This window comes from Limnobacter sp. SAORIC-690 (assembly GCF_002954425.1).
Taxonomy (GTDB): Bacteria; Pseudomonadota; Gammaproteobacteria; order Burkholderiales; family Burkholderiaceae_B; genus Limnobacter; species Limnobacter profundi.
Map to the genome: position 1 here is coordinate 168,680 of NZ_MQVZ01000001.1, position 11,851 is coordinate 180,530.

Annotated in this window: 11 protein-coding genes; 6 read left to right on the forward strand and 5 right to left on the reverse strand. The window is 53.5% G+C overall.

From position 1 onward, the window contains the following. Window positions 1-49: 49 nt before the first annotated feature. Window positions 50-640, reverse strand: coding sequence for a hypothetical protein (locus tag BSZ31_RS00775; protein WP_146106542.1), 591 nt, complete (start codon window positions 638-640; stop codon window positions 50-52). A 361-nt stretch (window positions 641-1,001) separates the two neighbouring features. On the opposite strand from BSZ31_RS00775, the gene BSZ31_RS00780 reads away from it, so the two are divergent. The 3 genes from BSZ31_RS00780 (at window position 1,002) to BSZ31_RS00790 (ending at window position 4,980) form a co-directional block, all read left to right on the forward strand. Beyond that, window positions 1,002-2,903, forward strand: a complete 1,902-nt coding sequence (locus tag BSZ31_RS00780; RefSeq protein ID WP_105027114.1) for a DEAD/DEAH box helicase — start codon at window positions 1,002-1,004, stop codon at window positions 2,901-2,903. A gap of 125 nt (window positions 2,904-3,028) precedes the next feature. Next, window positions 3,029-4,417 carry a chloride channel protein gene (locus BSZ31_RS00785; RefSeq protein WP_105027115.1) on the forward strand — a complete coding sequence of 463 codons (1,389 nt, stop codon included), beginning with the start codon at window positions 3,029-3,031 and terminating at the stop codon, window positions 4,415-4,417. Further along, on the forward strand, window positions 4,414-4,980 hold the full coding sequence (locus BSZ31_RS00790) for a hypothetical protein (protein ID WP_105027116.1): 567 nt from the start codon (window positions 4,414-4,416) through the stop codon (window positions 4,978-4,980). The genes BSZ31_RS00785 and BSZ31_RS00790 overlap by 4 nt, the downstream gene beginning before the upstream one ends. On the opposite strand, the gene BSZ31_RS17125 is transcribed toward BSZ31_RS00790, so the two are convergent. The 3 genes from BSZ31_RS17125 to BSZ31_RS00800 form a co-directional block, all read right to left on the reverse strand. Further along, a complete protein-coding gene (locus BSZ31_RS17125; protein WP_240605605.1) occupies window positions 4,959-5,255 on the reverse strand; it encodes a response regulator transcription factor in 297 nt (98 codons plus the stop codon). The genes BSZ31_RS00790 and BSZ31_RS17125 overlap by 22 nt on opposite strands. Window positions 5,256-5,263: 8 nt before the next feature. After that, window positions 5,264-5,626, reverse strand: coding sequence for a response regulator transcription factor (locus BSZ31_RS17130; RefSeq protein ID WP_240605606.1), 363 nt, complete (start codon window positions 5,624-5,626; stop codon window positions 5,264-5,266). A gap of 87 nt (window positions 5,627-5,713) precedes the next feature. Then, the gene (locus BSZ31_RS00800; protein WP_105027117.1) at window positions 5,714-7,603 is read right to left on the reverse strand and encodes a nitrogen regulation protein NR(II); all 1,890 of its coding nucleotides are present in this window, start codon (window positions 7,601-7,603) and stop codon (window positions 5,714-5,716) included. A 113-nt stretch (window positions 7,604-7,716) separates the two neighbouring features. On the opposite strand from BSZ31_RS00800, the gene BSZ31_RS00805 reads away from it, so the two are divergent. Then, complete coding sequence (locus BSZ31_RS00805) at window positions 7,717-8,730, forward strand: TRAP transporter substrate-binding protein (RefSeq protein ID WP_105027118.1); 1,014 nt, start codon at window positions 7,717-7,719, stop codon at window positions 8,728-8,730. Here BSZ31_RS00805 and BSZ31_RS00810 read toward each other — a convergent pair whose 3' ends face one another. Continuing rightward, entirely contained in the window at window positions 8,731-9,588 is an 858-nt protein-coding gene (locus BSZ31_RS00810; protein WP_105027119.1) for a peroxiredoxin, read from the reverse strand. A gap of 205 nt (window positions 9,589-9,793) precedes the next feature. Here BSZ31_RS00810 and BSZ31_RS00815 point away from each other — a divergent pair, with 205 nt between their 5' ends. Together BSZ31_RS00815 and groL are read left to right on the forward strand one after the other, a co-directional pair. Further along, window positions 9,794-10,084: a co-chaperone GroES gene (locus BSZ31_RS00815; protein ID WP_105027120.1), complete on the forward strand. Its 291-nt coding sequence runs from the start codon at window positions 9,794-9,796 to the stop codon at window positions 10,082-10,084. Window positions 10,085-10,126: 42 nt separating this feature from the next. Further along, on the forward strand, window positions 10,127-11,773 hold the full coding sequence (groL, locus tag BSZ31_RS00820) for a chaperonin GroEL (protein WP_105027121.1): 1,647 nt from the start codon (window positions 10,127-10,129) through the stop codon (window positions 11,771-11,773). Window positions 11,774-11,851 lie beyond the last annotated feature (78 nt).

Consider the following 11,851-nt stretch of genomic DNA (forward strand, 5'->3'; position numbering starts at 1 on the left):
AACTTTCAGGATATCACTCGTGCCACCTTGTGGCAGGCAGCCACTGTCCTCAGGTGTGTTTCTTCGGGTCCTTTTTACGCTCCCATGGCCTCGACGGCGAATCTGCAGCAGGCGCCTCTTGAGTGGGAGCCTCTTCCGCACTTACCGCAGGAGCAGCCACGGTGGCATCGGCCTTGCCCACAGGGGCGGAAGGAGCCACAGCAGAGTCTGTTGCAGCCGGATCTTCAACACCCTTGGGCAACCAGCGTTGCCGTCCCTGCGCCAGCGGAACTGCCTCTTCAGGCCTACCCACCGGCGCAGAACCAGGATCAGCCGGTGTGGCCTGCAGATCAGGCGAACCAAGTGAAGTCCTTTCCTGCTTGAAAGCCGAATTCCGAATCTCGGGTTTCACTACCTCGATTTCGTTGGCCAACATGTAATCGTTCATATCGCGCCACCCCTCAAACACACCGGACTGGTGTGTATTTGGGTTCAAGGTAAAACAATCTTCCAGTGCGCGGCCAGAATGCCTGCACGCCGCACCCACCGCCTTGCTGTCTTCCATCGACAATTTGCCTGTCAGGCCCGGGATCTGCGACAGATCGCATGAACTCAGCATGGTTGCAGCACCTGCCACCATCAATATCTTCAGTTTTCTCATAATCCAGTCCTGATTGACTACCTCTACAGGTGATAACGTCCGGATCCCGGAAAAATTGATAGGCAAGTGCGGGGATGTTGGTGTTTTTCTTCTAATTGTGGTTTTACCCACAATCTTTTCTTGTGCATTGCACCCAAAACCAGTAGACTTCGCTCCAGATTGCAAATCAACGGGTCGTTTTACGATTCTCACCATTGGACCGCGTTGGGTTGCCTTTGTTGGCACAAGCTCTTGAAGCTGTGCTTTGCCCATCGCCGCCAGTTCTCTTGCGACCATCCGGAACAATCTAGTTCCTAGCCGCGTCGTCTTATTTCTGTTCGTCGATGAATTTTTAAGTCCACATCGAATTGGAACTTTTATTATGTCTATGTCATTTGATGACATGGGTCTTGCCGCGCCTTTGCTGCAAGCCCTGAATGCTTTAAACATTACTGCCCCTACACTCGTACAACAAGAAGTCGTGCCCCTGGGCAAAGACGGCGGCGACCTGATGGTTTCCAGCCAAACCGGTAGCGGAAAAACCTTCGGCTTCCTGCTGCCCGTCATGCATCGCATGATGACCGGCGAACAAAGCCCCATGGAAATGCTAGCCGGCCCAGAATGCTTGGTGTTGTGCCCCACCCGTGAATTGGCCCAACAGGTTAGCCAAGACGCGATCAACCTGGTGAAATTCACCAAGGGTGTTCGTGTAGCAACCGTGGTTGGTGGCATGCCTTACGGCAAGCAAATGGCCAGCCTGCGGGGTGCGCGCATTGTTGTGGGTACACCCGGCCGCTTGCTCGATTTGGCCCAACAGGGCAAATTGAACCTGAGCACGGTCACCACCCTGATTGTTGACGAAGCAGACCGTATGCTTGACTTGGGCTTCTCTGAAGACCTGGAAGCGATCGACCAGCTGTGCGGCAACCGCATTCAAACCCTGATGTTCTCCGCCACCTTTGCCAAGCGCATTATTGGTTTGGCCGAAAATATCATGAACAACCCCAAGCGCATTGAAATGGCGGCTCAGAACGAAGCCAACACCGACATCGCTCAAAAACTGATGTGGGCCGACAACCGTGGCCACAAGCGCAAGCTGCTGAACCACTGGCTGGAGCACCCTGACATGGTTCAGGCTGTTGTATTTACCAGCACACAAATTGATGCTGAAAACCTGGCCCGCGATTTGGCCGACGAAGGCGTACGCGCCTGCGCCCTGCACGGTGGTATGCCACAAGTGGTGCGTAACCGCCGTTTGGCCAGCGTTCGCAAAGGCGACATCAAGGTATTGGTTGCAACGGATGTTGCTGCCCGTGGCCTGGATGTGCCTGCAATTTCTCACGTAATCAACTACGGCATGCCCATGAAGTCGGAAGACTATGTGCACCGCATCGGCCGTACCGGCCGTGCTGGCCGCAGTGGTGTTGCGGTTACATTGGCTGAAGCCTGCGACATCATCAGCGTTCGCGGCATCGAGCGTTTCATCAATTCACGCATTCCCGAAGAGCAAGTGGAAGGCTTGGAGCCACGCGGCAACTTCACACAAGCGCCCCGTGGTGGCGGCAAGCCTGGCGGTGGCCGTGGTCGCTCCGGTGGCGGCGGTTACGCTGGCAACGGCGGTGGTCGTTCCGAAGGCCGCAGCTTTGGCGGTGGCGAACGCAAAACATACGGCGACAAGCCTTCTTTCGGTGATCGCAAGCCCTTCGAAGCGCGCGAAGAGCGCAGCTTCGGCGAACGTAAGTCGTATGGCGACAAGCCTGCTTTCGGCGAGCGCAAATCGTATGGCGACAGGCCAGCATTCGGCGAGCGTAAATCGTTCGGCGACAAGCCCGCATTTGGTGAGCGCAAGTCGTTCGGTGATCGCAAACCTTACGAAGCCCGCGAAGAGCGCAGCTTTGGCGACCGCAAGCCGTTTGTTCAAGGTGAAGAGCGCAGCTTCGGCGATCGCAAGCCTTTTGGTGAACGCAAATCGTTTGGTGACAAGCCTTCATTCGGCGATCGCAAACCCTTTGGTGAGCGCAAGTCGTTTGGCGACAAGCCCTCCTTTGGTGACCGCAAGCCTTCCGGCTTTTCAGGCAACTCCGATGCGCCTAAAAAGTGGAACCGTGACGCAGAGCGCCCAAGCTTCCCACGCTCTGAAGAGCGTGCTCGCCCAGCCTTCCGCGCCGAAGGTACAACTGCTCCCTCAGGCCCCAAGCGCGAACATGCTTCTGGTGCCCGCAAGGAAAACGCGGCACGCAATATGGGTGACCGTGGTGGTTTCAGCCGCCGCCGCGCTGGCTAAAAAAGCAGAGTAAAAGCAGCACGGGGGAAACCCCGAGAAAAACCCTCAGCCGAAAGCCTGAGGGTTTTTTGTTTTTATGCGACAATTTAAAGCTTGTTGACCAACCAAGCAGGAAACCTCCCACCGTGCGGCCAAATTCCAAAAGCAAGTGGCTGGCGCAAAGCGCTCGACTTTCACGTTTCATGGCAGACCGAGGCATGATTGTCTCCGTCATCTACGCCTTTTCCCTGCTGGTGGGCTTTCTTGCGGTGGGTTTCGCATGGATGTCTGACTTTGCAGGCGAGTGGAACAAAGAACTGTTTGCCGAGCACATGTGGGTCGCGCTGCTCTTGCCTCCCATTGTGTTTCCAATTGCTCTGTGGCTGGTCAACACCATTTTCTGGGGCGCTGGCGGCAGTGGCATTCCGCAGGCCATCAAGGTCACCAAACACCCCAAACCACGTTTGATGGAGAGGCTTCTGGGCCCACGTGCTTTTCTGGGCAAACTGTTGATTACCCCATTCGTGATTGCAGCGGGCGCAGCCGCCGGGCGCGAGGGCCCTACGGTTCAAATTGGCGCAGCACTGATGGCCTATGCAGGTCGTTTTCCCAACATCGCCAAGTTATTTGATACGCGCTCCTTGATCATCGCAGGCGGTGCGGCCGGGGTTGCTGCAGCCTTCAACACCCCCTTGGGCGGCTTGATGTTTGCTTTTGAGGAATTGGGGCGCCGCAAAACAATGCGGCATACATCTGCCCTGCTGATGGCGATTGTGCTGGCCGGCTTGGTCGCACTGATTCTTCAAGGTAACTACTCATATTTTGGCTATTCCAACGCCACCATTGATTGGGGGCAAGAATGGCTGATTATCTTTACTCTGGCAATTCTCACCGGAATAGTAGGCGGTCTTTACGGGCGGAGCATGTTGATTCTGGTGTCCAGCACCAGCTTTCTGGGTGGTTTGCGCAGCCGTTTTCCTTACCGGTTTGCAGCCGGATGTGGGGTCATGCTGTCCTTGATGGCTCTGGTGTTTGGTGCCGAGGTATTCGGCGCGGGGTATGAAGAAACAAAAGCTGCACTTCAGGACAGTGAAGAACTTTCACCCATGTTCTGGCTTACGAAAATGGTGGCAACGGTGGTGTCGTTTGCCAGCGGCATACCGGGCGGTGTATTTTCACCCACCTTGTCCATTGGCGCGGGTTTCGGTCACTTTTTTGCGGGGCTAACCAACAGCGAGACCGCCCCACTGATGCTGCTGGCCATGGTCGGTGTTTTGTCCGCAGTCACGCACTGCCCGATTACCGCTTTTGTGATTGTGCTGGAAATGGTCGACAACCATGATTTGGTCATGCCGCTGATTTTCGTATCGGCCATCTCCACGCAGGTTAGCAAACGCATTTTGCCTGCGTCCATTTATCACCTGCTTGCCAATCAAATCAAAGTGAGCTTTGCTCAGACAGAACCAGCGCCAATACCGGAATCAGCATCGGAAGCAAAGCCTGCTGAAACCTCTGGCCTTGACGACAAGAAATGAGCAAACGCTCAACCACCAAGTGCGGCGCGGGAAAAATTGTCGGATTGTTGGCGCTTGCTGCGCTTTATTTGGTCAAACCTGCGCAGGCTATCGAAAGCGTGATTCAACGGTTAAGTAATCCGGAAATGCACTGTGGCTACCAACCCACGCTTGACCTGTTCAACGGCGTAGTCAACGCACTTTCAGAGTCTCAAAGTACCGCAGCTGCGCTGACTCTTCGCAGAGAAGACCGGCGACTTGAATTGCTGATCCATTTCAAGCCGGGACAAACTGAAATTCCGCCGAACTGTCTGCCCAAGCTCGAGGCCCTGAATAACGCCACCAAGGCAGGAAGATCTGGCCCGATCCTGATTCGATCCAGTACACAAACCGGGGGTAGTGCGGAACTTGATCTTGCTGTGGCTAGCCAAAGGCTGGATGCTGTTCAACACTACTTCAGGGACAACCGCCTGGCCCGCAAAGCCTTGGTACTGGAACTACACCCTGACACGTCGAGCCCACTGTTTGGCGATGCAGTTCGCCTACCCAATATGGTGGAAATTTATTCCAGCCCCGCCAATTGATCAAAGCCAAGGCGGTCGCTGAGGCGGCTCAGCAGAGTGGCCAACTCCGCAGCTGAGCGCACCTTGAGTTTGTCAAACACATTGGCGCGGTGCACTTCAACTGTGCGCATGGAAATGTCCAATTCAGAGGCGATTACCTTGTTCAGCTTGCCCTTGGCCACCAGAAACATCACCTCTCTTTCGCGAGGCGACAGGCGGTCAATTCGCTCGGACCATTGTTTAAGTACTTCCAGATTAACCAGATACTCACCTGATTTTTGAAGTGCCTGTTTCACCCGTTCAATCAAACGCTGATCAGTGGTGGGCTTCTCATAAAAATCGAATGCACCATTTTTACAGCCTCAACAGCAGTGGAAATATCGCCATGCCCGGTGAGAAAAATGACGGGCAAACGATCAAGGCTGTAGCCGCTGCGCTTCAACCACTCAAACACCTCAAGACCCGACATATCGGGCATGCGCAAGTCGAGCAACAGGCAAAGTTCAGCATCACTGCCGACATATTCATCTAGCCTGGACTTGAAGCTTTCGAAATTTGCAAACCCCTGCATGGGAAGATCCACGGTCTCGAACATCCACTTCATGCCCTCGCGCAAATCGTCATCATCATCGAGCAGCAACACCTGTACTTTTTTAGTTGGCTCCAACTGACTGCTCTCCTTCCACGAATTCTTTAACTGCCATCGGCAAGTCCATTGTAAAACACGTGCCACCAGTAGGCACAGCCTCGGCTTTCAAGCGACCACCATGAGATTCAGCCACAGAGCGCACAGGCTTAACCCCAGCCCCAACCCGTCTGGTTTGGTCGACACAAGGGCCTCAAACATTTTCTCAGTGTTGTTCAAGCTCAAGCCGGGACCATCGTCGCGCACTGAAAACTCAAAGGAATTCTCCAACTGGCGCGCGCGTATCCACACATTGCGAATTCGTTGCGAGGCAGTGAACGCCTCAGATGCATTTTTAACCAGATTCACCAAAGCCTGCTCCACCATGATTCGGTCGATATACAACACGAAATCGGGTGCACCGATGTCAAAATGCAAACGGACCTGGTGAAGCATGGCAGTGGAATTGACCATGAACTGAATGGAATCGATCAAATCGGCCACACGAACATTTTCGCGCGTGGGCTTACGTTTACGCACCAGGTTTTGAACAGACCCCACCACACGGCCAGCACGCTGCGCCTGATCGCGCAACTTTTCAAATAACTGGCCATACATTTCAAGGCTGGCACCACGCTGGCTTAAATTCATGCCGGCCTGCGCATAAGAGACCATCGTGGCGAGTGGCTGATTCAATTCATGCGCAATATTGGAGGCCACTTCACCCACCAAGGCAAATCGAGAGGCCGCTTGCAATTTTTCGCGTTGCTCGGCAATCAAGGATTCCGAACGTTTGCGATCGGTGATGTCGATGACCGAGCTCATCCACCCGGTGTGCACGCCCCGGCCGTCTTTCAGCGGCGCTTCCACAATCAGTACGTCAATCAACTTGCCATTCTTGTGCTGATAAATGGTTTCAAACCCTTCCGGTGGGGCATTGCCTGAAATGACATCAGCCACCAATCTTTTGTATTCCTCTGTGCTTTTGCTGGGCCAATAAGGCAAGGGTTGTGGAATACCGATGAGTTCTTCGGGTTTGTAACCCACCATATTGCAAAATGCCGGGTTCACATAGCGAATAAAACCCTGCAAGTCCCATACACGCAAACCCACGGCCATGGAATCTTGCATGGATTGGCGAAACAACTTTTCCTCTTCCAGGCGAGCTTCAATTTCCAGACGGCGGCGGGAGTCTCGCCACAACATGATGAAACTCAGCAACAGCAACATGAGCAAAAATGCCAATGCGCCGGTAATGCCATAGTTAAACAATCGGGGGCCTTCTTGAATACTGTTGACCCTGAGTTGAAATTGAAGCCCGCCGAGTTCCAGTGAGGTGGTGTGCATGTACACGCCAGCGCCCGGGCTGGCTTTGACCAGGCGCGACAAAATGGCACCACTTGCATCCAGTAGTTCCACCTGATTGTCTTGTGCAAACCACCAGGGCAACTCTTTTTCAAGCATCAGGTCAAGATCGATCAGACCCGCAGTCACAGCATCTCCACGCTGGGCCACACTGACGTTGGCCACGTAGTGCCGCCCTTGAAACAAAAAAGGCCCAACCAGGCCGTCGAGGCGAGATTCGTATCGTTGATTGACTGGCGCTGAAATCAAATTGCGAACCGCCTCTAAATCGTATTCGTCAAAATTATTTTCCAGGTTAACAATCGGAACCAGCTCTGGTCCACGAAACACCGCGACCAATTCGCCAGAGCTACGGCTCAACTGATTCAGGCTTGCAGCCAGGCGTGCCGACGGATAGATGAGCGAATCGTTTGTTAGCGCTTGCAACGAATTGATCAAGCCACCCACTTGAAACTGAATGTTCTGACGAGCCCACAGCGCATCTGCAATCAGTTTTGCCTGGTTTTGGTCACGTTCATCTTGCTGGGCGTAGTAAACTGCCGCCACCAGCAAGGCCATTAAAAGTGAAAATACAAGCACAGGCATGCCAAACCTCATGGCTTGGCGGCGCTTGATCTTCTTTAAATTGGGCTCATAAGGGGCGAACACTTGCATGGCTGGATAGTGCCACGAAATGACGAAAAGATTTCAGAGCATGTGGAAACCCACAATGGTGAGGACGGTCCTACTCTGGAATTTTCAATGAATACTTACCAACTAGCCGCAATATGAAATATCTGTCAGCACTAGGAATTTTGCTTGGGCTTCACGGCGTTGCATTGGCACCTGCCAGTGCGGCACCGCCCATCCTGATCAAGTTCAGCCATGTTGTTGATGAAAACACCCCAAAGGGGATTGCTGCGCTTGAATTCAAAAAGCTGGTGGAAGAACGCACCCGCGGGCGGGTGAAAGTAGAGGTTTATCCGAACTCATCGCTGTACAAAGACCGGGAAGAACTTGAAGCCCTGCAATTGGGAGCTGTTCAAATGCTGGCTCCCTCGCTGGCCAAGTTCGGCCAACTGGGCATGCGGGATTTCGAGGTGTTCGACCTTCCCTACATTTTCCCGAATCGCCAGGTGCTAAAAACCGTCACTCAAGGTGAAATCGGCAAGCAGCTGCTGGCCCAACTTGAAGACCGCGGAATATTGGGCCTGGCCTACTGGGACAATGGCTTCAAGGTGATGAGCGCCAACACACCGCTTCGACTACCCGAAGACCTGAAAGGCAAACGCATGCGAATTCAGCCTTCACGGGTGCTCGAGGCCCAAATGGAAGCACTGGGAGCCACGCCAATTCCGCTGGCTTTCTCCGATGTACACACCGCACTGGAGACCGGTTTGGTCGATGGCACTGAAAATCCACCCTCCAATCTGTACTCCAAAAAAATGCACGAAGTTCAGAAGTATGTGGCGGTAACCAATCACGGTTATCTGGGCTATGCGGTAATCGTTAACCGCAAGTTCTGGAACAGCTTGCCAGCAGACATTCGCGTAACGCTTGAAAAAAGCATTGTCGACGCAACCCGCAAAAACGACGACGAAGCCGAGAAACTGAACGCGCAAGCCTTAAACAAGGTCAAGGAATCGAAAAACACCAAAGTAACCACATTAAGCAACGCCGAAATTGACCTGTGGCGCAAAGCACTTGAACCGGTACACCGGCGCATGGAAAGCCGCATCAGCAAGGAACTGATCAGCAGCATACGCAAAGCCGCGGCTGATCAGGCTGCCGCGGCCAAATAATCAGGACTCGGCCCCGCCCAGCTTTTGGCGTGCCACTTCCAGAAACTGCTCAGGTTCCGGTCGAACACGGTAATTTGAAGTTTGGTCGGAATACACAATTCGCCCATGTTTGTTGATGATCAAAACCGTGGGTAACACAGTGTCTTCTCCATGCCCCATCCACTTCAGGCCAAATGGCACGCCGTCTTCATGCACCAGCTTTAACTTCTTGCTGGCCTTGAAATCAGTGTCTACAAAAAACCTCATCGGCACCTTGAATCGCTCGGCGAGTTCTTTGGTTTTGGTCTCCGGCTGCGGGCTGATTAGCGCCACTTTCACACCCAGGCGGTCAAGGTCAATGTAACGTGCCGCCACTTCGCCAATTTGTGTCATGCACAACGGGCACCAATTGCCCCTGTAAAACATCAGCAACCATGCAGCCCCTTTGAACTGCTCGCTCGAAAAAGATTCACCATCCAGGGTATTGAGTTCGAATACGGGAAGTTTTTCACCCTCATTGAGCATCGCGTTGTTGCGTTCACCCAGATTGGAATACCAGAAGATGTAAGCAATACTTCCAAAAAAGATCAGATTGCCAAGAATTAAAGGCCAAGGGTTTGCCTCCATGCCCGGATCGGTCAACACCAGGGCAATGCCGGTAAGGTTGGCAGCCATCAGCAAGTGAAGGTTGCGCGATGTTCGGGCGCGCCTGCGCATGAACATCCACACAAACAGGTAAAAATTGGGCAAAGCCAACACAAACACCCCTATCCAGCCAGGGCCAAGCGGGCTGTGCCAACTCAGGGTAGCCACGTGCAACAGACTCAGGTTGATCAAGACTAAAAACAGGACAATGAAAACCGACTTTGCTTTGTTCATTCTGTGGGGCGTTGTATTAAATCGACCCCTAGTGTAAACAAAAGTGACTGACACCCTGCTTGCAGGCAACTTTTTTTCATCCCGCCCCTTGAAATACCTCCCCCCCACCCCTATTATTAGCACTCGATGACGGCGAGTGCTAACAAGGCATCCGTCAGTTTCTCTAAGCAATTCTTTTTAAAAGACAAATTTAGGAGTGGTATCCATGAACATTCGTCCGTTGCATGATCGCGTGATCGTGAAGCGTCTCGACAGCGAGCGCACAACAGCCTCTGGCATCGTGATCCCAGAAGCCGCCGCCGAGAAGCCCGATCAAGGTGAAGTGATTGCAGTTGGCCCAGGCAAGCGCGATGACGGCGGCAAGCTGATCGCCATGGATGTGAAGGTTGGCCAGCGCGTGTTGTTCGGCAAGTACGCCGGCCAGGCCATCAAGGTGGATGGCAAGGAAGTGCTGGTAATGCGCGAAGAAGACATCATGGGCGTTATTGAAGCTTAAGTACGAAGCTTAATCACACAGAATTCAAAAGGAAGATTAATCATGGCAGCTAAAGAAGTATTTTTCGGCGACGACGCACGCAGCCGTATGGTGCGTGGCGTGAACATTCTGGCCAATGCAGTGAAAGTAACCTTGGGCCCACGTGGTCGCAATGTGGTACTTGAGCGCTCATTCGGCTCCCCCACCATCACCAAAGACGGCGTTTCCGTGGCCAAAGAAATCGAACTGAAAGACAAGTTCGAAAACATGGGCGCACAAATGGTGAAAGAAGTGGCCTCACGCACTTCCGACAACGCTGGTGACGGTACAACAACCGCGACTGTTCTGGCTCAGGCTATCGTGAAGGAAGGCATGAAGTTTGTGACCGCCGGCATGAACCCGATGGACTTGAAGCGCGGCATCGACAAGGCCGTAAGCGCTGCGATCGTTGAACTGCGTGCATTGAGCAAGCCATGCGCCACCACCAAGGCGATTGCACAAGTCGGTTCGATTTCCGCGAACAGCGATGAATCCATCGGCAACATCATTGCTGAAGCCATGGAAAAAGTGGGCAAGGAAGGCGTGATCACTGTTGAAGACGGCAAGAGCCTGGACAACGAGCTGGATGTTGTAGAAGGCATGCAGTTTGACCGTGGTTACCTGAGCCCCTACTTCATCAACAACCAGGAAAAGCAGGTTGTTGCACTGGACAACCCCTTCGTGCTGCTGCACGACAAGAAAATCAGCAACATTCGTGACCTGCTGCCCACACTGGAACAAGTGGCCAAGGCTGGTCGCCCACTGTTGATTATTGCTGAAGACATCGAAGGCGAAGCCTTGGCAACTTTGGTTGTGAACAACATTCGTGGCATTTTGAAAACTTGTGCAGTGAAAGCGCCTGGTTTCGGCGATCGCCGCAAAGCCATGCTGGAAGACATCGCCATTTTGACTGGCGGCGTTGTAATCGCTGAAGAAACTGGCATGAGCCTGGAAACTGTGACCCTGGAACACCTGGGCCAAGCCAAGCGCATTGAAGTGGGCAAAGAAAACACCACGATCATCGACGGTGCTGGCGACGGTGCAAACATTGAAGCCCGTGTGAAGCAGATTCGCGGCCAGATCGAAGAATCTTCTTCTGACTACGACCGTGAGAAACTGCAGGAACGCGTGGCCAAACTGGCCGGCGGTGTTGCCGTGATCAAGGTTGGTGCAGCCACAGAAGTGGAAATGAAAGAGAAGAAAGCACGTGTTGAAGACGCACTGCACGCCACGCGCGCAGCTGTGGAAGAAGGCATTGTGCCAGGCGGCGGCGTTGCCTTGTTGCGCGCACGTGCCAAGATTGCTGGCTTGAAGGGATTGAACCCAGACCAGGACGCAGGCATCAAGATTGTTCTGCGTGCCATGGAAGAGCCACTGCGCATGATCGTGACCAACGCAGGTGAGGAATCATCTGTTGTGGCCAACAACGTAATGGGCGGCGAAGGCAACTACGGCTACAACGCCGCGACTGGCGAGTATGGTGACATGGTTGACATGGGCGTTTTGGATCCAACCAAAGTGACCCGCACTGCATTGCAAAACGCAGCGTCAATCGCATCACTGATGTTGACCACCGATTGCATGGTTGCTGATGCGGCTGATGACAAGCCCTCAGCACCTGACATGGGTGGTATGGGCGGCATGGGTGGCATGGGCGGCATGGGCATGTAATTGCCTTTGTTACCTGTTACCAGGCATGGCTTGCCTGAAAACAGAACCGCTGGCTGGGTGTGAACCGGGCCAGCGGTT